Raw genomic sequence first — 24,592 nt, forward strand, 5'->3', positions numbered from 1 at the left:
CAACGCCGCCGGTTTGCAACCGGAATCGAAAAAAGGCGGCGCGCGGCCCGCCCGGGAGGAAACGGGCCGCGCATCCTGGGAGGATCCTTTGCTCAGGCGAGACGCGCGCGCGCGCCGTCGGACAATTCCTTGAGGATGATCGCGCAGGAGGTGGCCCCCGCATCGAGCACGCCAAGCGAACGCTCGCCGAGGCGGCTGGCGCGGCCGATCTTGGCAACCAGATTTATCGTCGAGTCGCGGCCGGTTTCCGCTGCTACGACCAGGGCCTCCAGCGCCTCGCCAAAAGATTTGCCCTCAGCCGTGGCCTTGTCGAAGGCCTCGATGGCCGGCACGAAGGTGTCGATCAATGTCTTGTCGCCGACCTTGGCGGAGCCGATCGCCTGGATGCCGGCGAGGCCGGCATGCAGCATCTTGCTGTAGGTCGCCGCATCGATCTTTTCTGTGCCCTGGATCGTCTCGGCGAATTCCGTGAACATCACGCCATAGAGCGGACCCATCGAGCCGCCGATTTCCGTCATCAGCACGGTGCCGAGCGTATCGAGCGATTCGGCAAGCGCCACGTCCTTGCCCTTCAGCCGCTCGGCTGCCATGCCGAAACCCTTGGCCATGTTCACGCCGTGGTCGCCGTCGCCGATCTTGCCGTCGATCTCGCTGAGATAGGCGCGGTTTTCCACAATCCGTTCGGCCATGGACAGCACGATGGCGCCGGAGGATGCATTGTCGAAGGTTTGCATGAGGTGTCCTCCCGTCACAGGATCATCGTGCAACGCGTCTCGACATCGAGCAGCGTTTTCAGGTCGTCGTCGAGCGCCATCACGGTCAGCGTCGCGCCGACCATTTCCAGCGAGGTGAAGTAGTTGCCGATCCAGGTCTTGTGGATTTTCAGCCCGCGGGCGGAAATCTCGCTCTCGATCGTGTCATTCAGGATGTAGAGCTCGTTGAGCGGCGTGGCGCCGAGGCCCGAGACGAGCACGGCGACCTCGGTGCCGGCAGGCAGGTCATGATCGTCGAGCACGATCTTCACCATGTCCTTCGCAACTTCTTCCGCCGTCTTCAGCTTTTCGACGCGCACGCCCGGTTCGCCATGATGACCGATGCCGACCTCCATCGTGCCGGGCTCGATCTGGAAATTCGGGTGGCCGACGGCCGGCAGCGTGCAGGGGCCGAGGCCGACACCGATCGAGCGGCAATTGTCGATCGCCTTCTGGGCGGTGGCGCGCACCTCCTCAAGGCTGGCGCCCGTCGCGGCCTTCGCGCCCCCCATCTTCCACATGAAGATTTCGCCGGCCACGCCGCGGCGTTTTTCGCGCTCGGTGAGCGGCGCGGAGCAGACGTCGTCATTGGCGACGACAGTCGCGATCTCGATGCCGTCCTTCGCAGCGAGTTTCGTCGCCATCTTCACATTCATGTTGTCGCCGGCATAGTTGCCGTAGAGCACGACGACGCCCTTGCCGCCATCGGCCGCACGGATGGCATCGTGAAAGCTCTTGGCCGTGGGCGAGGAGAACAGTTCGCCGACAGCGACCGCGTCGAGCATGTTCTTGCCGGTATAGCCGATGAAGGCCGGCTCATGGCCCGAGCCGCCGCCCGTCACCACGCCCACCTTGCCGGCAAACGGGGCGTCCTTTGCGACCACGACGCGCGGGTTTTCCGCCAGCCGCACGATATCCGAATGGGCCTTGACGAAACCCTTTACCGTATCCTCGACCACCAGATCCGGATCGTTGATGAAACGCTGCATGGTAAGTCCTCTCACAGAATGGTGTAGCCGCCGTCGATGACGAGATCGGCGCCGTTGATCATGTCGGCGCCCGGCGAGGCCAGGAACACGGCGGCGGCGGCGATCTCTTCCGGGAAGGCGAAGCGGCCGGTCGGGATGCGCTTCTTGGCGGCCTCGCCCTTCTCGCCGGCCCAGGCCTTCTTGCCGAGCTCGGTCAGCACGATGGTGGGCGAAATGGTGTTGACGGTGATGCCGTGTTTGCCCCACTCGGCGGCGAACGTCTTCGACATGCCGATGACGCCGAATTTCGAGGCGCAATAGGCAACGTGTTCCTCAATCGCGACGGAGCCCGCCTGCGAGGCGAGGTTGACGATCTTGCCGCCCTTGCCGGCCGCGATCATGCGGCGGCCGACCGCCTGCGTGACAAGGAAGCTGCCCTTCAAATTGATGTCGATCGTCTTGTCCCACTGGGCGAGCGTCAGGTCTTCCGCAGGCGCAAGCGCCACGATGCCGGCGCTGTTGACCGCGATGTCGATGCCGCCGAAGGCCGCGACCACATCGTCCACGGCTTTCTGGACGGAAGCGGCATCCGCCACGTCGCAGACGAAAGGCCGCGCTGCGCCGCCAAGCTCTTCCGCCTTCGCCTTGGCGATGTCGGCATTGATATCGAGCACGGCAACCTTGGCGCCCTTCGACGCAAAAGCCGAGGCGATGGCCGCGCCGATGCCGGAGGCGCCGCCGGTGACGAGCGCGACCTTGCCGTCGAGCGGGAAGTTGAGGTCGATCTTGGGAGGGGTATCGGTCATCGGTCCAGCCTTCGTGTTCAGGAGAAACGGGGCGGCAAGGCCGCCCCGCAGATCATGTGTTACTTGCGCATTTCCAGGAGCTTATCGACATTGTCGGCCGTGACCGGCGTCCACGGAACATTGTACTCCTTGTCCTTGCCGTCGTTGAACGGCATGTCCGGATACTGCGCCCAGATGTCGGATTGCGGCTTGTAGTCGCCCTTCTTGGCATGAAGGATCGCGAGGTCGAGAGCGCCCTGCGCCTGGGCGCGGGCATCCTGCAGGATGGAGGTGATCGTGCCTTCCTTGACGGCGGTCAGCGCATCCGTGATGCCATCGATGCCGGCAATGGCGAAATCGCTCGTCTTCAGGCCGGCGGACTTGATCGCCTCGACCGCGCCGAGCGCCATCTCGTCATTCTGGCCGATGACGCCGTTGATCTGGCCCGAATGGGAGGTCAGCCAGTTCTCCATCAGCGTCTGGGCTTCAGCGCGCGACCAGTTGGCCGTCTGCTGTTCCAGCACCTTCACGTCCGGGCATTCGGCGAGCGCCTTCTGGTTGCCTTCGAGGCGCGAGATCTGCGCCGACTGGCCGATCGGGCCTTCGATGATGACCACGTTGCCCTTGCAGCCGATCTTGTCGAGCACGGCCTTGGCTTCCATATAGCCGGAGATCGTGTCGTCGGAGCCGACATAGGCGGCCAGCAGGTCGGAGTTCACGCGGGTGTTGGAGCCGACGACCGGAATGCCGGCATCGGAGGCCGCCTGCACGGCGGTGGCGCCGGCTTCGATGTCGATCGGCACGAAGATGATCGCGTTGAACTTCTGGGTGATCATCGTGTTGAACTGTTCCTGCTGGACCAGCGCATCATAGCGGCCGTCGAAGACGGTGAGTTCCACTTCGCCGCTTTTCACGGCCGGGTGTTCTTCCAGCGCAGCGGACCAGATCTGCATGAATTCCGCGTTGAGGCCGTAGGGCGCCGCGCCGATCTTCAGCTTTTCCTGGGCGATCGCGGACGAGGCGAAAAGCACCGTCGCGGACGCAAGGGCAATCATCAGTTTCTTCATGACATTCTCCTCCTTTGAGATTCCGGCTGCCGTCTGGCAAACCGTTTCGACGACGGGCGCGGAACGCCCGTATTTGTGGGGCTAGCCGCCCTGGTTTCGCTTCTGGTCGAGCATGACGGCGCCGACGATGAGGGCGCCCTTGAGGACCTGCTGGTAGTAAGATTGGATGCCCATCAGATCGAGACCGTTGTTCATGACGCCGATGATGAGGGCGCCGATCAGCGTGCCCGTCACGCGGCCGACGCCGCCTGAAAGCGAGGTGCCGCCGATGACGACCGCCGCGATGGCATCAAGCTCGTAGGCGATGCCGGCCTGCGGCAGGGCGGAGCCGGTGCGCGCCGAGAGGATCATGCCGGCAAGTCCGGACAGCGCGCCCGAGATGACATAGACGAGGAAGCGGATGCGCGTGACGTTGAGGCCGGAGGTCTTGGCGGCATGCGGGTTGCCGCCAACGGCGTAGATGTAGCGGCCGAAGCGCGTGCGGGTCAGCACCCACCAGGAGACGGCGAAGACGATGCCGAGCAGGATGACCGGCATCGGAATGCCGAGGATGTTGCCGGTGCCGATCCAGCGGAAGTCTGGCGACAGCGCCGGCACCGGCTTGCCGCCGCCATAGATGAGGGTGGCGCCGCGGGCAGCCGAGAGCATGCCGAGCGTCGCCACGAAGGCGGGCACGGAAAAGCGCGAGACGATGAAGCCGACCAGCGCGCCGCAGCAGACGCCGACGAGGATGCCAGCCGCCAGCGCCACCACCATCGGGTAGGGCGCCCCGGCGATGCCGGCCGTCGCCGAACTGGTGACGAAGCTGGCGCTCACCATGCCGGCCAGCGCCACGACCGAGCCGACCGACAGGTCGATGCCGCGCGTCAGGATCACGAAGGTCATGCCGATGGCGAGCACGCCGTTGATCGACGTTTGCAGCAGCACGTTGGAAATGTTGCCCGGCGTCAGGAAGAACTCGTTCGAAAGCGCTAGGATGCCGACGAGCAGCAGGAAGGCGAGGAAGATGCCGTATTCCTGCAGGATCAGCCGGCGGCGATCAGAATTCAGCCAGGAGCTGGACGACTTGTTCTCAATGCTGGACACGGGTGTCACCTCTTGCCATGCGGGTTCAATGCGTGCGGCGTCGTCGGGCTCTCTTCAGGTCGACAGGTGCACGAGCGATTGGGCATCCGTGTCCTGCCGGTCATGAATGCCGGCGGAGCGCCCCTGCCGCATGACGAGGATGCGGTCGGACATGCCCAGGATTTCGTCGATTTCGGAGGAGATCATCACGACCGTGCCGCCGGCGGCCGCGAAGTCGCAGATGATGCGGTAGATCTCGCGCTTGGCGCCGACATCGACGCCGCGGGTCGGTTCGTCGAGGAGCAGCACGCGCGGCTGGCGCAGGAACCATTTTCCGAGCACCACCTTCTGCTGGTTGCCGCCCGAAAGACCGGAGACCGGCATGGTGTCACGCGCCGCCTTGATGGCGAAGCGCTCGATCATCTCGACGCTCGCCGCCTGTTCGCGGCTCTTCTGCATGACGAAGCTCGGGCTCATGTCCGGCAGGCTGGCGAGGCAGATATTGTTGCGCACGCTGTCGATGAGGTTGAGGCCGGTGACCTTGCGGTCCTCGGTGACGAAGGCGATGCCCTCGGCCATGGCGTCGGCCGGCTGGCGGATGGTCACGGCACGGCCGTCGAGGCGGATATCGCCGGCGGACGGGCGGTCCATGCCGAACAGGCAATTGAAGATTTCCGTGCGGCCGGAACCCATCAGGCCGTAGATGCCGAAGATCTCGCCCTTATGGGCGGTGAATGAAATGTCCTCGATCTTGCCGGGGGCCGATAGCCCGGCGACTTCCAGGCCGGCGATCTCGGTCGGCGTGTTCGTCTTGATATATTCCTCACCCAGTTCGCGGCCGACGATCATGCGGATGAGGCCGCGGCGGTCGATATCGGCCAGGTTTCCAGCCCCAACGAAACCGCCGTCGCGGAAGACCGTGTAGCTATCGGCGATCTGGAAGATTTCCGACAGCCGGTGTGACACGTAGACGATGCCCTTGCCGTCTGCCTTCAGGCGCTGGATTGCCGAAAAGAGATGCTGGGCTTCTTTCTCGCCGATCGCCGAGGTCGGCTCGTCCATGAAGATGACGTCCGCCTTATGGCTCAGCGCCTTGGCGATCTCGACGAGCTGCATCTGCGCGACCGAGAGGTTCATCATATATTCGCGTGCGGAAATGCTGAATTCGAGACGGTCCAGCAGCGCCTGCGCATTGCGGTTCATCGTCTTGAAATCGATGCCGCCGAAGCGGGCCGAGGGTTCACGGCCGAGATAGATGTTTTCCGCCACCGTCATGTGCGGAACCGGGCTCAGCTCCTGCTCGATGATGGCGATGCCGGAGCGCAGTGCCTCTGCGGGACTGCCGAATTCGACCGGCTTGCCGCGATGCAGGATGGTGCCGCCGTCGCGCTTGTGAATGCCCATGAGGATCGAGAGGAATGTCGACTTGCCGGCGCCGTTGCCGCCGCAAAGCGCATGGACCGAGCCGGCTGCGAGCTGGAAACGGCCGTCGCGCAGGGCCGCAACGCCACCAAACGACTTCTTTAGCCCTTCCACCTTCAAGAGCGGCTGCATGCTTCCCTCCCGGCATTCCCGCGACACTCCCATCGCGCACTGACAAATAACACCCTTACGTCGACATATGTCAATACACGAAAATGACAAAAGATGATCCATGCCTGTCATTTGTAAAATTATTTGCGGATTTCGGCGCCGTTAGGTTCGCATTAACAAGGGATGAGTGGGCGAAAAGCGCCTATGTCGCCTCGAAGGGCGTGGTGGTCTCTGAGGCAGAAGCGCAGGTCATCGCCGAGCAATCTTCGAAAACCAGTCGCAAAGGCCCGCATCCAGCTGGTAGACGTCGCCGAACGTGCATTTCTTTGTCTCGCCGACCTCCGATATGATCCGGCCAGAACATTGCAATCGACGGCGGCTGGTGATGACTGCGATCGAACTCAATAATGGCGCGGCCCGCATCGTCGTGCGCCCCGATCTCGGCGCCGGCCTGACGGCCTTCGATGTGCGGCAGAGTGACGGATGGCAAGCGATCTTCCGCACGGTCGATCCGGCGACGGCGCATCCCTTCGCCCTTTCCAACATCCTGCTCGTACCCTTTTCCGGGCGGGTCTCTGGTGGTGGTTTTTCGTTCGACGGGACTTTTCACGCTCTGCCGCGCAACGTGGAGGCGGAAAAATATCCGCTGCACGGCAACGGCTTCTCGGCGAACTGGGATGTAATCTCGCAGAGCGCGGATGCCATCACGCTCAGCCTCTCCTCCGACGGGCCGGGGCCTTTCCGCTATGATGCGACGATGAACTATCGGCTCGAAGGTGCAAGCCTCGTCATGGCGTTGAGCCTGACCAATCGTGCAAAAATCCGCCTGCCATACGGCGCGGGCTTCCACCCGTGGTTCGTGCGCGATGCGGATACGACGCTGTCGGCACCGGCCCGCGGCGTCTGGCTGGAGCAGCCCGACCATCTTCCGAAGGCGTATGAGCCGATTGCCGCGCATCCAGACATGGATTTCAACCAGCCGCTACCCTTGCCCGCGCGCTGGATCAACAACTGGTTCGATGGTTGGGACGGCGAGGCCCGCATCGAGTGGCCCGCGCGCGGCCTTGCCGCGGACGTCACCGCGAGCCAGGCGCTACGCCAATATGTCGTCTTCTCTCCGGCAGCGGATGCCAATTTCTTCTGCTTCGAGCCCGTCACGCACCCCGTCGACGCCTTCAACCTTCCAGGCACCGTCGAAGATCACGGCTTGAAAATCCTGACGCCAGACGAGGCGCTGGCCGTGGAAACCCGGATAACCGTGACCGCCTAGTCGAGCACGTCCGTATCGCGGCTGTGGCCCCAGAACATACGCGGCGTCTCCAGCGCATAGCGCAGGCCGAGCCGGTCGATCATCAGCTCGGCTTCGCGCTGGGCGGCGTCAAGCATGGCATCCTCATCAACATGAATGGCGACACGGTTGCGCAGCAGCACCTTGCCGCCGACAAGCACGGTGTGCACGTCATTGCCGTTGGCGAAATAGGTGACGCGGAATTCCGGCATGTGAGCCGGGTAGAGATGCGGCCGGCGCAGGTCGACGAGGATGACGTCCGCCTTCTTGCCCGGCTCCAGCGAGCCGATCTCGGATTCGAGGCCGAGCACGCGGGCGGCGTCGATCGTGCACATTTCCAAGGCCTTGCCCGGCGGAAGCCAGCTCGGATCGTGGAAATGCGTGCGGTGGTAGTGCATGCATTGCTGCATGTGGCGGAACATATCGGCCGAGCGGTCCGGCGCCGTGGCGTCCGAGCCGATGACGACGGTGACGCCGGCATCCAGCAGCTCCGTCACCGGGCAGCGCGCTAGAATGGCGGCGACGGCGCTCGGATTGTGCACGATGGTCGTGCCCGTCTCGGCGCAGATCGCGATTTCCTCCTCGTCCAAGCCCGTCGCATGCGACAGCAGGGTGCGCGGGCCGAGAATGCCGACCTCTTTGGCGATGCGTACGCTGCCCTTGGTGTGACCGTCCTGCGTGAAGATGAGGCCGCGGTCCTCCGCGAATTGCTTGACTGTGCGCGACTGGGCGACGGCCTCTTCGGCACCGGCAGCCTCTCGATAGCCCTGATGCAGCGTCGGCGTCAGCAGAGCGAGATGCAGGCGGCCGTCATGGCTGCCGTGCCAGCGGTCGGCGAGCGCGCGGCAGGTGGCGAACTGCTGCTCGAAGGAGACGGGATAGTCGGTGCGGGTTTCGCCCTTCCAGCGGGCATAGGTCAGCGGATGCGGCGGGCGTGTCGTGCCGACGGCGACCACGGAGCGGGTGCCGATGCCGAGCACGCCTTCCATATGGGCATCGCCATAGGCCGGCTCGTCGGTGCGCATGACGGAATCGCCGCCGCCGAGCAGCGAGACGCCGGTGGTGACGCCGAAGCGCAGGCGCTCCAGCGCGGCAAGCCGTGCCTCGGCATACCAGAAGTCCGGCGTCGAGCCGACCGTGTAGGCGCCCCGGCAAGCCTGATACCACGGATCACTCTTGCCGCCACCGAGCGTCTTGATCAGCCCGTGGCCGGCATGGGCGTGGGCGTCGACGAAGCCCGGCATGATCGCCATGCCGCGTGCATCGATGACCTCCGCGGCCGGATGCACGGCCTCCACCTCGGCGGTCGGTCCGACGGCGACGACGCGGTCACCGGTGATGGCGACCGCCCCATCGGCGATGATGCGGCGCTCCGGGTCGATGGCGATGACGGTGCCGTTCTTGATGAGGATGTCGGCCATGGCAGTCTCCGGTTTATTCCGCGGCCTGCCGCGACAGGATACGGTCGAGCGAGGGCGCGAGGCGCAGCAGTTCCTTGGTGTAGTCATGCTTCGGCGCGGTGAACAGCGTCTCGGTATCGGCCAGTTCGACGATCTCGCCCGATTTCATCACCGCGATGCGGTCGCACATCTGGCGGATGACGGCCAGGTCATGGCTGATGAACAGCATGGAGAGGCCGGCAAGATCGCGCAGGTCCTTCAAGAGGTTGAGGAGTTGCGCCTGCACCGACACGTCGAGCGCCGAGGTCGGCTCGTCGCAGATCAGCAGCGACGGGCGCGGCCCGAGCGCGCGGGCGATGGCGATGCGTTGGCGCTGGCCGCCGGAAAAGGCGTGCGAGAAGCGGCTGCCCGCATCCGCCGGCAATCCGACCGCTTCCAGCAGCGTCTTGGCGTCCTGCCGAGCTTCCTCCGCATTGGAGGCGAGCTTGTAGAACAGGATCGGCTCGGCGATAGCCGAGTTGATGCGCAGGCGCGGGTTGAGCGCCGAATAGGGGTCCTGGAACACCATCTGCAGCGATTTGCGCACGGATTTCTCGCGTTTTGCGCCGAGCGCCGTGCCCTGGAAATCGATGGTGCCGGAACTCTGGGTGACGAGGCCGGCAATGGTGTTGGCGACGGTGGTCTTGCCGCAGCCGGATTCGCCGACGAGGCCGAAAATCTCGCCGCGGCGCACATCGAAGGACACGCCCTTAACCGCCTTGAACACCGAAGCCTTGCGGCCGGGGATCAGCGAGCGGCCGCCATATTCCACCGCAAGCGCGCGCACGGAAAGCACCACGTCATCGCGGCTTCCCGTCTCGCTCTTCGTGCTCTTGCTGCGCACGGAAGCGCGCGCGTCCAGCGTCACCTGCGTCTCCTCGCTCGGCACCGGCAGGCGTTCGAGCCGATGTTCGATCGGCGGCACGGCGGCGATCAGCGTGCGGGCATAGGCGGCCTTCGGGGCGGTCAGCACCGCGCGCGCCAGGCCGCTTTCCACCACCGCGCCGTTCTGCATGATGGTGACGCGGTCAGCGATCTCGGCGACGACGCCCATATTGTGCGTGACGAGCAGCACGCCGACGCCGCGCTGGTCCGCAAGATCACGGATCAGCTTGAGGATCTGCGCCTGCACGGAGACGTCGAGCGCCGTGGTCGGCTCGTCGGCGACGATGAGCTGCGGGCTACAGGCAAGCGCCGTCGCGATGACGACACGCTGGCGCTGGCCGCCGGAAAGCTGGTGCGGATAGGAGCCGAGCCGGCGTTCCGGTTCGGGAATGCCGACGGCCTTCATCAGCTCCAGCGCGCGGGCTTTTGCCTCGGCCCTGGAGAGTTTCAGGTGGGCGAGCATGCCCTCGCACAGCTGGCTTTCCACGGTGAAGAGCGGATTGAGGCTCGTCATCGGGTCCTGGAAGATCGCGCCGACATCGCGGCCGGGCACGATGCCCTCGGTGCGGCCGGTGCGAAGGTCGATCGGCTTGCCGGCGATCTCGATGGAGCCGGAGACGATTTTGCCGGGGGCCTGCAACAGGCCCATCAGCGCATTGCCGACGGTGGTCTTGCCCGCGCCGGATTCGCCGACGAGGGCGTGGATCTCGCCGGGGCGGATGAGAAGGTCGATATCCTTGACGGCGACGAGCGTGTCGCCGCTCGCCAGCGGATATTCGACGCGGAGTTTTTGGATGTCGAGGACAGGGGTTTTCGTGGCAATTGTCTCGTTGGGCATATCAGCGGGCCATCAGTTTCGGGTTGAAGCGATCGCGCAGATAGTCGCCGATCACATTGACGGCGAGCACGAGGATGACCAGCACCGCCGCCGGCATCACGGCGATCCACCACAGGCCTGAGAACAGGAACTGGTTGCCGATGCGGATCAGCGTGCCGAGCGAGGGATAGGTCGGCGGCATGCCGGCGCCGAGGAAGGACAGTGTCGCCTCCGTCAGGATCGCGCCGGCGAGGTTGATCGTGGCGATGACCATAACCGAACTCATGACGTTCGGCAGGATGTGCCGGCCCATGATGCGCCCGGCGGGAAGGCCGATGACCTTGGCGGCGCGCACGTAATCGCGGGCGACTTCCACCATGGTAGAGGCGCGCACGGTGCGGGCGTATTGCACCCACTCGTTGACGGCGATGGAAAAGATCAGCACCAGCGGCGCCCAGGTGAGCATCGTCTCGGCGCTGAGCTGGGCGCGGGCGATGCCGCTGATCAGCAGCGCGACGAGGATGGTCGGGAAGCTGACCAGCACGTCGGCAATGCGCATGACGATGCTGTCGATGAAGCCGCCGAAGAAGCCGGCGACGAGGCCGAGCACCACGCCGAGGGCTGCGGCAAACAGCACCGCGCCGAGGCCGATGACGACGGAAATGCGCAGGCCGAACAGGATGACCGAGACGAGGTCTCGTCCCTGGTTGTCGGTGCCGAGCAGGAAGCGCGGGTCGCCGCCATCCATGAAGGCGGGCGGAATTTCCATGTCGATCAGCGAATAGGAGGAGACGTCGCGCGGGTCCATCGGCGCGATCAGCGGGGCGAAGATGACGAGCACGAGCATGACGGCGAGCACGAGGCCGGCGATCATCACGGAAACCGGCGGCAGCCGGCGCATCAGGGTTTGCGTGGCCATTATCGTGTCCTCAGGCGCGGATCGATGAAGGTGTAGAGAATGTCGACGATCATGTTGATCATGACGAACAGGAAGCCGACGAAGAGCAGGTAGGCGGCCAGAACCGGCACGTCGGGATAGCCGACGGCATTGGTGAAGAGCAGGCCCATGCCCGGCCACTGGAACACCGTTTCGGTGACGATGGCGAAGGCGATGAGCTGGCCGATCTGCAGGCCGGTCACGGTGACGACCGGCATCAGCGCGTTGCGCAGAGCGAGGCGCCCATAGATATAGGCGCGCGGCAGGCCGCGCGCGAAAGCGAAGCGGATGTAATCCGACGACAGCACGTCGATCATCTCGGAGCGCACCAGCCGCATGATCAGCGTCAGCTGGAACAGCGCCAGCGTGATCGACGGCAGGATCAGCGATTTCAGGCCCGAAAGCGTCAGGAAGCCGGTCTTCCAGAGGCCGAGATCGACGAGATCGCCACGCCCGGAGGACGGCAGCCAGCGCAGCGTTACAGCGAAGACCAGGATCAGCAGCAGGCCGGTGACGAAGGTGGGCATGGAAATGCCGACCAGCGTCGTCGCCTGGGTGAGCCGCGACAGGAAGGAATGCGGCTTCAGCGCGCAGAGCACGCCGAGCGGAATGCCGATGGCGAGCGCCAGGAAGGTGGCGACGATCACCAGTTCCAGCGTTGCGGGCAGGCGGCTCATCAGCAGGCTCACCACCGGCTGCTGGTAGCGGAAACTCGTGCCGAGATCGCCGGTCAGCACCTGGCCGACGAAATCGAAGAACTGCGTGAGGATCGGTTTGTCGAGGCCGAGCGACATGCGCAGCGCATCCTTTTCCGCCTGGGTGGCACCCTCGCGCACCATGGAGGAGATCGGATCGCCCACGAAGCGGAACATGACGAAGGCGATGGCCGTCACGGCGATCATCACGAGGATGGCCTGAAGCAGCCTCATCGAGAAAAGTCTGAACATCGGAATAGTCCTTGCGAGCGATCAGGCCCCAGAAGCAGTTCCAGCAAAAGTGCGGAACGCGGTTTTGTGTCCGGAACTGCGTCGAAACAAAGTGAGCGAAAAACCGGCCTGTTTCGCTCTATTTCCTCCATGCCAGCGGCTTCAGGAGGGGTCGGGCCGGTTGCCAGGCGATCCCGGCAAGCTTTCGCCTGCCGGGATCGCGTCTCGGGAGAAACCCGTTACTGCTTGACCTGCGCGAACCACGGACGAACATATTCATCCGGGAACTGAGGGATATCGACCTTGTTGCTCATGGCCCAGGCGACCGGCTGCTGATGCAGAGGGATAAACAGCGCCTCGTCATGGGTGATGCGGAAGGCTTCCTTCAGCATGTCGACGCGCTTGGCTTCGTCGAGTTCGACCGCCGCTGAGCGGGCGAGCGCATCGATGCGCGGGTCGGACAGGCCGTTCGGGTTCGAGCCGCCATAGGTGCCGTCATTGGTGGCGAGCAGCGCCTGGAGCACGCTGAAGCCGTCCATCGGCGGAAGCGACGCCCAGCCGAGCATGTAGACGTCGAGTTCGCCATTATCCATGCGCGGGAAATAGGTCGTCTTGCTCTCGACACTGAGATCCACCTGCACGCCGATCTTCGCCCACATGGAGGAGATCGCGAGGCAGATCTGCTCGTCGGCGATATAGCGGTCGTTCGAGCAGGAAAGGCCCGTCTTGAAGCCATCCGGGTAGCCTGCTTCGGTCAGCAGGGCCTTGGCCTTGTCGATATCGTAGTCCAGCGGCACGTCGATCGCATCGTCGTGGCCGGTGACGGCCGGGGCGACGAGCATGGCGGCGACACGCGACTTGCCACGCATCAGGCGCTTCTGGATCGTGTTGACGTCGATGGCGTGCCAAAGCGCCTGACGCACCTTGACGTTCAGCATCGGGTTGGCGACGCCCGGCGCGGCGTGCAGCTCCTTCTTGAAGTTCAGCGCCAGCATGATGGTGCGCAGCGACGGATTCTCGACGACCTTCAGGCCCTCGGTGGAAGCGATGCGATCGACATCCTGCAACGGCACCGGCACGACCATGTCGACTTCGCCGGACAGGAGGGCGGCGACGCGGGTGGCGTCGGAGGCGATCGGGCGGAACTCGACCTCGGTCAGGTTATGCTGCGGCTTGTCCCACCACTCCTTGTTCACCTCGAAGATCGAGCGCGAATCCGGCTCGTAGCTCTTCAGCTTGAAGGGGCCGGTGCCGTTGGCGTGGTTGCTGGCATAGGTGACGACGCCGGTCGCCGTGTTGCCCGGCTTCAATGCATCGTGCTCCGCCATCCACGGCTTGCTCATGATGTAGATGGCGGCAAGGTCGTTGAGGAGCAGGGGATAGGGACCGCGCAGGATGAGGTCGACCGTATAGTCGTCCACCTTCTCGACGCCCGTAACGGCGGAGAGGTTTTCGCGGTTACGCGCGCCGGGATCGATCTGGCGCTCTATCGTCGCGACCACGTCGTCGGCATTGAAGGCCTGGCCTTCATGGAACTTCACGCCCTGGCGCAGCTTGAAGCGCCAGCGGGTAGGCTCGATGATTTCCCAGGAGGTGGCAAGCGCCGGCTCCAGCACCAGTTCCTTGTTGCGGCGAACGAGCGGGTCGAACACCATGTGCTGCACGCTCTGGGTAAAGCTGTCGACCTGGGCGTTCGGATCATAGGAAATGACGTCGCCGGAGGCCGACCAGCGCAGCGTCTCGGCGAAGGCGGGGGCGGAGAGGGGCACGAGGATGGCCAGCCCCGCCAGAAGGGCTTTTACAGTGGATTTCACGAGGGTTCTCCCAATTTGTATGCAGGTTCCCGAAAAATTTGCATACGATAATTCTCAATATGACTGTACATAATACGCGCACAATATCAAGATGGCAGAATTAGATTTTGCGTACATAATCTGTAAAATGTGTATGCGATCCTTGTTGGGAGAGAGATTCGATGACCAAAACCCTGTTGATCGAGAATGGCGCGATCGTCACCATGGATGCCGGCCGGCGCGTCCTGGAGCGCGGTTATGTGCTGGTGGAAGACGGCCGCATCGCCTCGATCGGCGTTGACGCGCCCGCCATCGCGCCGGAAGCCGAACGCATCGATGCCGTAGGCATGGTGGTGATGCCGGGGCTGATCGACACGCACGCCCATGCCGGGCACATGCTGACCAAGGGGTTGGGCGGCGATTCCGAAGAATGGATGACGGTGACCGGCCGGATCTACGCCGAGGCGACAGACCCGGGCTTCTGGGCGGCCGAGGCCGCGCTTTCCGCCGCCGAGCGCATCAAATGCGGCACCACCACCGCCGCGCTACTGTTCGGCGGTGGGCCGGATATCATGCGCAGCGAAGCCCCCGAGGCGGCCGAGGCCCACCTTGCCGCCATCGCCGAAATGGGCGTGCGCGAAGTGCTCGCCATCGGCCCCAACCGGCCGTCAGCGGCGAGTGTATACAGAAATTACCACGGTAAATTGTATAATGAGATTGTCGTTTCCACCGATACACAACTCGCGGTCACAGCGGCGCTGATCGATGCCTGGGCGGGCCGCAATGACCGGTTGCGGCTGGCAGTCTCACTGCCGGTGTTCACCGCGCAGGAGTTGGAAGACGAAGCCGTTTTCGCGCTTTGCCGCAAAGCCCGGGCGCTGGCGCGGGAAAAGGGCGTGCTGCTGGTGCAGGATGGCCATCGCGACGGCTCGATTGCCGCAAACGACGCCCGCCTCGACCTTTTCGACGCCCGCTCGCTGCTCGCCCATTGCGTCGATCTCACCGACGCCGACCGGGAAGTGCTGAAGCGCACCGGCGCCAAAGTGGCCCACAACCCGAGCGCGCTGATGTCCGTCTACGCCCGCTGCCCGGCGCCGGAGCTGATGGCGGACGGCGTGACCGTCTCGCTCGGCACCGATGCGGCGGCGCCCGACCGCTCCTTCGACATGTTCCGCAACATGTTCCAGGCGCACCGCTACCACGCCCGCCATTTCTGCGACGACACCGTGCTGCCGCCGCTCCAGCTGCTCGAAATGGCGACGATCGAGGGCGCGCGCGCGCTTTCGATGGAGGACGAGATCGGCTCGCTGGAGGTCGGCAAACGCGCCGATATCCTGCTGATCAACATGCGCCAGCCGCATCTCTGGCCGCCGGTCGATCCGGTGCAGCGCCTCGCCCGCTTCGCCAACGGTGCGGATGTCGACACGACCATCGTCGACGGCCGCGTGGTGATGCGCGGGCGCAAGCTGCTGCATCAGGACGAAGGCGCGATCCTCGACCGCGCGGAAGTGGCGTTCCGGCTGGCGATGAAACGCGCCGGGCTGGCCTGAGGGAGGACCGGACATGACCGCAGATATTCTCATCCGCAACGCCCGCCCCATGGGCGGCGATCCGGTGGACCTCGTCATCCGCAACGGCCGTTTCACCGCGGCCGGCGGCCGTCCCGCGCAGGAGATCGACGCCTCCGGCCATATCGCACTGCCCGGGCTCGTCGAGGCGCATACCCATCTCGACAAGACGCTGATCGGTATGGACTGGTTCGAAAACCGCATCGGCCCGACCCGCAACGAGCGCATCCTCGCCGACCGCAAGGCGAAGCGCGAACTCGCCATCGATGCCCGCCGGCAATCCGCCCGCCAGATTCTCCAAACGCTGCAACACGGCGTTCTCCATATCCGCAGCCATGTCGACGTCGACACCGAAATCGGCCTCGCCAATATCGAGGGCGTTCTCGAAACCCGCGAGGCGCTGCGCGATCTTGTCGACGTGCAGGTCGTCGCCTTTCCGCAAAGCGGCATGCTGCCGCGCGCGGGCACGCTTGACCTGATGGATGCGGCGATGCGGGCCGGCGCCGATATCGTCGGCGGCATCGATCCGGCCACGATCGAACGCGATCCGGTGCGGCATCTCGATGCGATCTTCGCGCTCGCCGACCGCTATGCAAAACCCATCGACATCCACCTGCACGAACTCGGCGACCTCGGCGCCTTCTGCCTGGAACTCATCATCGAGCGCACCCGCGCGCTCGCCTTGCAGGGCCGCGTGATGGTGAGCCACGCCTATTGCCTCGGCATGCTGGAACCGACCCGCCAGCGCGCGCTGATCGAGACGCTTGCCGCCGAGCGGATCGCCGTGATGACGGTCGGCAGTCCCGCCGCACCCGCCCTGCCGCTGCGCCTGATGCGGCAATGCGGCCTCGTCGTCGCGTCCGGTTCGGACGGCATCCAGGGCACCTGGGAGCCCTGGGGCAATGGCGACATGCTGGAGCGGGCAAAATATCTCGCACAGCGCAACGGCATGACCAACGATGCCGACCTCACTGAAACCGCCCGCATCTGCACCTTCGGCGGCGCCGAGGGAATCGGCCTTGCCGGCTACGGTTTCGCGGACGGCGACTTCGGCGACCTCGTGCTGGTGCCGGCCCGCACGCTCGCCGAAGCCGTGGCGCTGACGCCGCAAAAACGTACCGTCATCCGCCGCGGTCGCATCGTGGTGCGCGATGGCGTGCCGGCGGCGGACCTGCCGTCCGTCACATAACGTCGATCAGACCGTGCGTGCTTCCAGCAAGGCCTTGCCGTGGATCGCCATCATGCGTTCCTCGTTTGCCGGGATGACCAGTGTCCTGAAGGGGGGCAGGAAGGCGAGGCGCGCCAGGATCGCATCGCGGACCGGCGCGGCATTCTCGCCGATGCCGCCGGTGAAGACGAAAGCGTCTAGGCCGCCCATCGAGACCGCCATCATCGCCGCATATTGCGCCACTTTCAGCGCAAGATAATCGAGCGCGAAGGCAGCGCACGGGTCGTCGCTGTCGAGAAGCGTCTTCACATCGTTGCTGATGCCGGAAAGCCCCTTGAGGCCGGAGCGTTCGTAGAGCGCGCGCTCGACCGCATCCACCGGCATGGCGAGATCGCGCAGCATGTAGGTGATCGCGCCGGCATCGATCGCCCCGCTGCGGCTTCCCATCGGCAGGCCGTCGAGCGCGGTCATGCCCATGGTCGTATCGACGCTTTTGCCGTTTGCCAGCGCGCAGAGGCTGGCACCATTGCCGAGATGGCCGACGACGACCTTGCCCTTCGCGAGATCGGGGTAATCGTTCGCCAGCACGCGGGCGATCCATTCATAGGAAATGCCGTGAAAGCCGTAGCGGCGGATGCCCTTGTCCCGAAGCGCCTCCTCGATGGCGAAGGTGTTGAAAAGGGGCGCGTGGCCGGCGTGGAAGGCGGTATCGAAACAGGCGATGTCCGGAGCGTCGGCCAGCCTGTCGGAGGCGGCAATGCCGGCAAGGTTGTATGGCTGGTGGAGCGGCGCGAGTGGCACCAGCGCCTCCAGGCGGCCGAGGATGTCAGGCGTGACGATGACAGGATCGACGAAGGCGGCACCCCCGTGCACGATGCGGTGGACGGTCGCTACCATGCGCCAGCCGTCGTCGAAGCGATCGATCAGGTCGATCACGGCGCCCATCGCGGTGTCGTGGTCATGGGCGGAAAGCGGGTGGTCAATGGCAGCACCCGTCTCCTCGATCGTCGCCTCCAGCCGCGCGGCGCTGCCGATGCCGGTGACCTTGCCCTTGGCGAGCTTGTCGAGCCGGTCATAGCCGAACACTTCGAACTTCAGGCTCGACGAGCCTGTATTGAGCACGAGCAGCACATCGATCATTTGAGAAGGCCCTTTTTGCGCGCCTCGGCCATCAGCACGGCGAGCGCCGCGGAAAGCAGGCGGGTGCGCTCATTGTCGGCGCGGCTCGTCAGGATCACCGGCACACGGGCGCCGAGCACGATGCCGGCTGCCTCCGCACCGCCCAGGAAGGTCAGCTGTTTCGCCAGCATGTTGCCGGCCTCGATATCGGGGACGAGGAGGATATCGGCGTCACCTGCCACCGGCGAGACGATGCCCTTCTCCTCGGCGGCCTGCCGGCTGATCGCATTGTCGAAGGCGAGCGGCCCGTCGATCAGGCAATCCGTGATCTGCCGACGGTCCGCCATCTTGCAGAGCGCCGCGGCATCGAGCGTGGCCTGCATCTTGGGATTGACGGTCTCGACGGCGGCCAGAACGGCGACCTTCGGCGGGCGGCCATCGCCGAAGACAATGCGCCAGAGATCGACCGCGTTCTGCACGATATCGGCCTTCACCGGAAGCTCCGGCAGGATGTTGACGGCGGCATCGGTGATGATGAAGGGTTTTGGATAGGTCGCGATATCCATCAGGTAACAATGCGAGATCCGCCGCTCGGTGCGCAGGCCCGCATCCGCCCGCACGATCGCGCCGAGCAGTTCGTCCGTGTGCAGCGAGCCCTTCATGATCGCATCCACATGGTGGCTCGCCGCCAGTTCCGCCGCCTTGGCGGCCGCGGCATGGCTGTGCTCGGTGTCGACGATCTCCCAGCCCGCAATATCGACGGAAGCCTCCTCGGCCGCCGCTTCTATCTTCCCCGCAGGACCGACGAGCACGGGCACGATCAGGCTTTCCCGCACCGCCTCGGCGGCCGCCTCCAGGACGTTCGGTTTTACCGGATGCACGATCGCGGTGCGCGTCGGGGGCAGGGGGCGGCAGAGATCGAGGATGGCGTCTGTCTGCTGGCTCATCGGGTCAACGTACCTTTGGAACGGGGTTTTCGTGAACCATAGACGATTTGTATCGAGCTGCCATGACGGCGTGAGGTTTATGCCCCGCGTAAACCAAATCCTTACACCGACGCACTAATCTCCTCGGACCCTGGATGGTCACGCCTTATCCGTAGCGAGTATCGAGCGCATGAGCATGCCTGAAGCCGCCAAGACGAACGCCCTTTCGCCCCATGATGGGGCAATAGGCGATCCGGCTCGTGCACGATCACGCCAGGAGGTGGATTTCTGGATGGATTGCGTCGGCGCGCCGCTGGTTCTCATGGAGAAACAGGCGCTGACGGTGCGTTATGCCAACCGCAATGCCGCGATCCTCTTCGGCCTCGGCCTGGAGCCGTTCGGCGCCTGCCCGGTCGACGAGCTGGTCGGCCCGGAAGCAGCACTCATGCTCGGCCAGATCTGGAGCGTGGCGCCCGTCGGCGTTCCGGGGGAGCCGTTTCTCATCCGCGCACTCGTCCAGGGCCAGGAGCGCACGCTCATGGTGCAGGTCACCAAGCTTGCGGTCGAAGACGAGATCCTGCGCCTTTTCAGCTTCGTCGACGCGCCGCCGCAGGGCTCGGTGACGCTCGCCGGCTGGCAGGAGAACGTCATTTCGCTGCTCAACTGGCTGCCGTTCGGCTTCGAGATCGCCAGCTCCGAAGACCAAATCCAGTTCGCCAATTCGACCTTCAAGGAGCTGTTCGGCTACACGATGGACGACATCGCCAATATCGAGGACTGGTGGCGACTTGCCTATCCGGACCCCGAATATCGCGAATTCGCCCGCACACAGTGGCACACGTCGATCGCCGCGGCGCGCGCCGAGGACCGCGAAATGACGCCGTTCGACCTGGACGTCATGACGGCCAGCGGCGCCCGGCGCACCATCCAGTTCCGCCATCGCACCATCGGCAATTTCAACGTCAATCTCTATATCGACGTGACGCGCGAGCGGGCCTATGCCGAGGAGCTGAAGGTTCTGGCGGATACCGATCCGCTGACCGGCGCGATGAACCGGCGGCGCTTCTTCGAGGAAGCCGATCGCATCCACGCCGACAGCCAGCGGCGCGGCACGCCGATCGCCTTCCTGATGCTGGACATCGATCACTTCAAGTCCATCAACGACAGATACGGCCACGGCGTCGGCGATCTGGTGCTCATCGAGTTCACCCGGCGCTGCCGCGAGGTGCTGCATCCCGGCGATTGTTTCGGCCGGATGGGCGGCGAGGAGTTCGCCGTGGTTTTGGGCGCGGGCACGCGGGAAACCGTCTACGCGGTGGCCGAGAACATTCGCAGCGCAATCGGAGCAGATCTTTTCGCCGTCGGCCTCGAACCCTTCAAAGTCTCGGTCAGTGCCGGCGGCGCGATATGCGAGACCGGCGAAAGCGTCGGCTCGGTCATTTCCCGCGCGGACAACGCCCTCTACGACGCCAAGAAATCCGGCCGCGACCGCGTGATCATCCGCTAAAGCGGCTTATTTCACGGCTATTGGCTGGAAGGCCGAAGCGAATTTTTCGGCTTTCTTGACGGCCTTGTTGCCGAGTTTCTCGCTGAGTGTCGCCACATTCTCCTGCGCCCGTTCGACGCCGTTGGCCTTGGCCAACGTGAACCAGGCGAGCGCCTCTGCGGGGTCCTTCTTCAGGCCGATGCCATCGAGATAGAGCGTGGCGAGCCGGAATTGCGCCTCGTTATAGCCTTGACGCGCAGCCTTGCGGATCCATTCCGCGCCTACGGCCGGGTTCTGCTTCAGGGCGCTGCCGTCTATATAGAGGTCGCCGAGCCGCAGTTCGGCATAGATATGGCCCATCTCGGCGGCACCGGTCAGCAGGATTTCCGCCTGCGCGATATCCTTCGGCACGGCCTTGCCGTCGAGGTAGTAGGCCGAAAGCTTCTCCATCGCCGGGGCAAAACCCTGTTTTGCGGCCCGCCAGAGCCAATAGGCCGCCTTCTGCGGGTCGGCGCTGACGCCGAGGCCGTTTTCGTAGATGAGCGCGAGGTTGAACTCGGCGAAGACGTTCTTCTTCGCAGCCCCCAGCACGTACCAGTAACGGGCCTCGTTCAGGTTCTTCTCGATGCCGCGGCCGTCGCGATAGACGTCGCCGAGCGAGCGGTAGGCAATCGGGAAGCCGGCAGCGGCACCCGTGCGATAGATTTCGCGCGCCTCGGCGTGGCGGCCCGCGGCGTCGATCGCCCGGCCGTAGTTCATGAGAATGCGAAAGCTGTCCGGATATTGTTTGAGCGCCGCCATGCAGGCGGGAACGGCGGTCTCCGGCTTGATCTGCTTGAAATAGACGCCAACGGCGGGGTCGGCGATCTCCTGCACATGGCCGGCCTCGCGGTCGCAGTCGGTGATTTCCGGATAGAGCGGGTTTTCCGAGAATTCCTCATAGTTCGCCGTGACGCGACCGGAGATCGCCGGCACTGTCTCGTCGGAACCTTTCGTGGCGTCCTCCAGCCGCAGGCGCGCGAGCTTGGCGAAGACGCCCTCGGGGAATTTTTCGAGGTAGATGCGATATTGTTCCGCGGTGCCTGCGGCCTGGATGTCGTTCCACATCAGGAGGTCTTCGGCGGCATTGATACTGCGGTCGACGGCAAGGGCCGCGACTTCCTCTTCCTTGGGTTTCTTCGCCTCCTCCAGCACCTCTACCCGCATCTCGGCGATATCGGCGAAGAGCCCCTGCGGGAAGGTGGCGAGATAGGACTTGTAGCTTGCGGCATTGTCCTCGTCCGCCGCGGCCTGCCAGGCCTCCGCATCCTGCGTCGCTTCGGCCGAGAATTTCGGCTCTTCCGGCAGCGCTTCGGTGAAGAAGAAATCCTTGGTCAGCGAGGAATTGTCCCACGGCACCTGCTCGCCGCCGGTCTCGTCGACCACCCGTTCGCGCACGCGCTTGAAGACCTGTTCGATCGGCAGGCCCGGCGCCGTTATGAGCTCGGCCAGCGCCTTCGTGAACGGGCTGTTGCCCTTCGTGCCGTCGGTCGCGACCTTGCCCGGCGCCGTGGCAAAGGCGATGAAGGTGCCGAGCGGGCCGGTGGCGCGCGCAAGCCCGCGGGTCGCACCGTCATTGGCCGCGGCACCCGCCGAGCGGTTGGTCTCCAGCGGATTGTTGCGGCAGGCATCCACGATGAAGACGGCGATGCGGGGCCGCACCCGTTCGATCTGCTCCGTCACCATCTTCAGGCTGAAAGCCTCGAGCGGCAGGTCGGACGAACTCGTGAGCTGGCTGTCCGTCGGGATCAGGTAGTTCTCGTCGGCAAACTGGATGCCGTGACCGGCATAATAGATCACGGCATTGGTCTCGGGCGTCAGCGCATCTGCAAAACTGCGCATCGCGCGAACCATCTGCTGGCGGTTACCGTCGATGACCGGGAAGGTCTTGAAGCCCGCCGCCGAAAGCGCCTTCTCCATCAGCCGCGCGTCACCCTCTGCATTGGGCAGATGCGGCAGCGCGCTGTATTTGCCGTTGCCGATCACCAGCGCGACACGGTTTTCCTTAGCGGCGAATGTTGCCGTCGCCGTGCAGAGAAGGAACGCGAGGAGCAGAAAGAAACGTTGCATGTGCATCGGCATCCCATGAAAATCCGACCAGCCATCACAGCATAGTCCCGCAGCCTGATATTGAGCAAGACGGGATGCGTCGGCGCATTATTCTATATCCCCGCTATCGAAGCGGCCTTCCAGCATGCCAGCGAGCACGTCTGCGCCGTTTTGCCAGCGTGCGCCGGTGATGGCGGCGCAGGCGGCCGTCAGTGCGGCCCGCGCGTCGGCCGACAGCAATCTGTCGATGGCGGCGGAAAGCCCGGCTTCGCCATCGCCGAGGCGGTGCATCAAGGCGGCGCCACGCTCTTGCGCCCAGCGGGCGCGATCGACCTGGCGGTCCATGTCCGGGCTTTCGTCCGGCACGAACAGGGTGGGGATGCCGCCGGCAATGTGCTCGTGGAAGGTGTTGTATCCCGCCCGCACGATCGCGGCGTCGAAGGCGCGGCTATGGGAATAGGCGGGATGGAGGGTGACCAGACGGTGGCGCGTCGGGTGGCGTGGCGCGACGTTTCCGGTGAGCGGCGATTTCAGCTCCACGATGTGGATGTCCGGCCTCGCCAGCAGGTCATCGAGCAGCCGTCCATGCAGATGCGTGAGATCCGGATTGGAGGAGCGAGAGAGATCGACGAGGACGACGAAGCCCTCCTGCGGCAGGCCGAGCGCCTCACGGGCGACGCCACGCTCCAGGCGCTCCGAGGGGTCGATCAGCAACATCGGCGGCACGAGCGTGGTCTTCGTGCGATCGGTCGTGGTCGGCCCCGCATCGAGGGCTGCGGCATAATCATCCGGCTCGATGATGATGGGGAAATGCACGCCGGCGCCGATGTAGCTTGCATGGTGGCTCGGCCACATGGCGCGCCGGATCCAGACCACCTGGAGCTTCGCATTGTTGCGCAGCACCTCGATGATGCCGTCGAAGACAAAGTTGACGTCGTAGATCAGGGTCGTGACGTGGTAGGCGTCGAGCAGCAGCTCGATTTCCGCAGCGAGCCGCGCGTTCCAGGCGCCAGGCTCCTCGCCCGAAAGCGCGTGGTGCGGAACGAAATGCACCGGAAACCCCATGTCACGCACGATCCCCGCGCTATAGCTCATCGTCAGAAAGGCGGCCGGGCGGTGCTTCAGGCGCCGGGCGACCGCGAGCTGGCGCGTGAGATGACCCTGGCCGATGCCGTTGGCCGAGACGAACAGCACCGCATCCGGGCGATGGGGAGAGGGCGCGGAGGCTGCAAGGTGCGTGGCCGGGGAGGCAGCAACTGCATCCTCCGGCTGCCGCTTTTCGAGCAGTAAGACGGAATTGTTGTTGAAGCCGCGCCAGGCGTCTTCCGGCACGTTGATGGCGAGGAGCCGTTCGGCCGGAACGAGGTGGGTCGCGTCGTAATCTTCCGGCACCGACAGGGCCGATCCGAGGGTCTGTAAGAAATCCTCCGGCGAGAAGATCCGCATATGATCCCATTGGCCAAAATGGTCGGTGCGGTAATCGTCCGTCCGCTCGTCCAGCGCCTCGCGAAAGCCGCCTTCGAGGAAGGGCACGCTGAAGATATGCAGGCCGCCGGGCTTCAGAAGGCCGTCCAGGCGCGCAGCTACTGCCTTGTAATCGCAGGCCACATGCTCCAGCACATGATTGTGTAGCACGATATCGAAGGAACCGGGGGCGAAGCGGTCGAGGTCCCTGCACAGGTCGATGCGCGTGACGGGGAACGAGAACTGGCCCGGATCGAGATCGCCGCAGAGATAGTTGCCGCCGAAGCGGTTGCGCAGGATGGTGGCGAGGCATTCTTCGGGTGCCAGATGCAGGACACGGCGGTTTCCAGACAGCAGGCCGCGCATGCGCAGCACTTCGAAGATCAGCCGGTGGCGCTCCAGCGAGCCGCAGCCCTCGCAGCGCACATTCCGGCGAATGAAGGCACTGCCCGCCTTGCCATAGGTATCCCCGAAGGCCGAACTGCCACAGATGTTGCAGGCTGGTGGGGTCACCACAT

Annotated in this window: 19 protein-coding genes; 4 read left to right on the top strand and 15 right to left on the bottom strand. The window is 64.6% G+C overall.

Going from position 1 to position 24,592, the window contains the following annotated elements; genetic code table 11:
* Positions 1-92: 92 nt before the first annotated feature.
* The 6 genes from dhaL to AC1RWL_RS08450 form a co-directional block, all read right to left on the bottom strand.
* Entirely contained in the window at positions 93-734 is a 642-nt protein-coding gene (dhaL, locus tag AC1RWL_RS08425; protein WP_493094246.1) for a dihydroxyacetone kinase subunit DhaL, read from the bottom strand.
* A 14-nt stretch (positions 735-748) separates the two neighbouring features.
* Entirely contained in the window at positions 749-1,741 is a 993-nt protein-coding gene (locus AC1RWL_RS08430; protein ID WP_493094247.1) for a dihydroxyacetone kinase subunit DhaK, read from the bottom strand.
* A gap of 11 nt (positions 1,742-1,752) precedes the next feature.
* Entirely contained in the window at positions 1,753-2,526 is a 774-nt protein-coding gene (locus tag AC1RWL_RS08435; RefSeq protein WP_493094248.1) for an SDR family oxidoreductase, read from the bottom strand.
* Between the two features lie 59 nt (positions 2,527-2,585).
* Positions 2,586-3,572 (bottom strand): substrate-binding domain-containing protein, encoded by a 987-nt coding sequence (locus tag AC1RWL_RS08440; protein WP_493094249.1) that lies wholly within the window; start codon positions 3,570-3,572, stop codon positions 2,586-2,588.
* 81 nt (positions 3,573-3,653) lie between these two features.
* Entirely contained in the window at positions 3,654-4,658 is a 1,005-nt protein-coding gene (locus tag AC1RWL_RS08445) for an ABC transporter permease (RefSeq protein ID WP_439625185.1), read from the bottom strand.
* Between the two features lie 54 nt (positions 4,659-4,712).
* Positions 4,713-6,191 (bottom strand): sugar ABC transporter ATP-binding protein, encoded by a 1,479-nt coding sequence (locus tag AC1RWL_RS08450; RefSeq protein ID WP_493094250.1) that lies wholly within the window; start codon positions 6,189-6,191, stop codon positions 4,713-4,715.
* Positions 6,192-6,555: 364 nt separating this feature from the next.
* On the opposite strand from AC1RWL_RS08450, the gene AC1RWL_RS08455 reads away from it, so the two are divergent.
* The gene (locus tag AC1RWL_RS08455) at positions 6,556-7,440 is read left to right on the top strand and encodes an aldose 1-epimerase (RefSeq protein WP_493094251.1); all 885 of its coding nucleotides are present in this window, start codon (positions 6,556-6,558) and stop codon (positions 7,438-7,440) included.
* Here AC1RWL_RS08455 and AC1RWL_RS08460 read toward each other — a convergent pair.
* From AC1RWL_RS08460 to AC1RWL_RS08480, 5 genes are all read right to left on the bottom strand, one after another.
* On the bottom strand, positions 7,437-8,879 hold the full coding sequence (locus AC1RWL_RS08460; RefSeq protein ID WP_493094252.1) for an amidohydrolase family protein: 1,443 nt from the start codon (positions 8,877-8,879) through the stop codon (positions 7,437-7,439). The genes AC1RWL_RS08455 and AC1RWL_RS08460 overlap by 4 nt on opposite strands.
* 13 nt (positions 8,880-8,892) lie before the next feature.
* Positions 8,893-10,620, bottom strand: coding sequence for a dipeptide ABC transporter ATP-binding protein (locus AC1RWL_RS08465; RefSeq protein WP_493094253.1), 1,728 nt, complete (start codon positions 10,618-10,620; stop codon positions 8,893-8,895).
* A 1-nt stretch (position 10,621) separates the two neighbouring features.
* Positions 10,622-11,518 (bottom strand): ABC transporter permease, encoded by an 897-nt coding sequence (locus AC1RWL_RS08470; RefSeq protein ID WP_493094254.1) that lies wholly within the window; start codon positions 11,516-11,518, stop codon positions 10,622-10,624.
* Complete coding sequence (locus tag AC1RWL_RS08475) at positions 11,518-12,483, bottom strand: ABC transporter permease (protein WP_493094255.1); 966 nt, start codon at positions 12,481-12,483, stop codon at positions 11,518-11,520. The genes AC1RWL_RS08470 and AC1RWL_RS08475 overlap by 1 nt, the downstream gene beginning before the upstream one ends.
* 218 nt (positions 12,484-12,701) lie before the next feature.
* Entirely contained in the window at positions 12,702-14,276 is a 1,575-nt protein-coding gene (locus AC1RWL_RS08480; protein ID WP_493094256.1) for an ABC transporter substrate-binding protein, read from the bottom strand.
* A gap of 161 nt (positions 14,277-14,437) precedes the next feature.
* Between AC1RWL_RS08480 and AC1RWL_RS08485 the strand changes: the two genes are divergently transcribed.
* Both AC1RWL_RS08485 and AC1RWL_RS08490 read left to right on the top strand, forming a co-directional pair.
* The gene (locus AC1RWL_RS08485; protein WP_493094257.1) at positions 14,438-15,805 is read left to right on the top strand and encodes an amidohydrolase family protein; all 1,368 of its coding nucleotides are present in this window, start codon (positions 14,438-14,440) and stop codon (positions 15,803-15,805) included.
* 13 nt (positions 15,806-15,818) lie between these two features.
* The gene (locus AC1RWL_RS08490; RefSeq protein ID WP_493094258.1) at positions 15,819-17,012 is read left to right on the top strand and encodes an amidohydrolase; all 1,194 of its coding nucleotides are present in this window, start codon (positions 15,819-15,821) and stop codon (positions 17,010-17,012) included.
* Positions 17,013-17,018: 6 nt separating this feature from the next.
* Here AC1RWL_RS08490 and AC1RWL_RS08495 read toward each other — a convergent pair whose 3' ends face one another.
* Both AC1RWL_RS08495 and AC1RWL_RS08500 read right to left on the bottom strand, forming a co-directional pair.
* A complete protein-coding gene (locus tag AC1RWL_RS08495; protein ID WP_493094259.1) occupies positions 17,019-18,131 on the bottom strand; it encodes an acetate/propionate family kinase in 1,113 nt (370 codons plus the stop codon).
* Positions 18,128-19,057 carry a bifunctional enoyl-CoA hydratase/phosphate acetyltransferase gene (locus AC1RWL_RS08500; protein WP_493094260.1) on the bottom strand — a complete coding sequence of 310 codons (930 nt, stop codon included), beginning with the start codon at positions 19,055-19,057 and terminating at the stop codon, positions 18,128-18,130. Before AC1RWL_RS08500 ends, AC1RWL_RS08495 begins: the two co-directional genes overlap by 4 nt.
* A gap of 169 nt (positions 19,058-19,226) precedes the next feature.
* On the opposite strand from AC1RWL_RS08500, the gene AC1RWL_RS08505 reads away from it, so the two are divergent.
* Positions 19,227-20,543 carry a GGDEF domain-containing protein gene (locus AC1RWL_RS08505; RefSeq protein WP_439615891.1) on the top strand — a complete coding sequence of 439 codons (1,317 nt, stop codon included), beginning with the start codon at positions 19,227-19,229 and terminating at the stop codon, positions 20,541-20,543.
* A 6-nt stretch (positions 20,544-20,549) separates the two neighbouring features.
* Here AC1RWL_RS08505 and AC1RWL_RS08510 read toward each other — a convergent pair whose 3' ends face one another.
* Together AC1RWL_RS08510 and AC1RWL_RS08515 are read right to left on the bottom strand one after the other, a co-directional pair.
* Entirely contained in the window at positions 20,550-22,631 is a 2,082-nt protein-coding gene (locus tag AC1RWL_RS08510) for a caspase family protein (RefSeq protein WP_493094261.1), read from the bottom strand.
* Between the two features lie 87 nt (positions 22,632-22,718).
* A complete protein-coding gene (locus tag AC1RWL_RS08515; RefSeq protein WP_493094262.1) occupies positions 22,719-24,587 on the bottom strand; it encodes a methyltransferase domain-containing protein in 1,869 nt (622 codons plus the stop codon).
* Between the last annotated feature and the right edge of the window lie 5 nt (positions 24,588-24,592).

It is taken from the genome of Shinella sp. GW821-FHT10F02 (assembly GCF_058809275.1).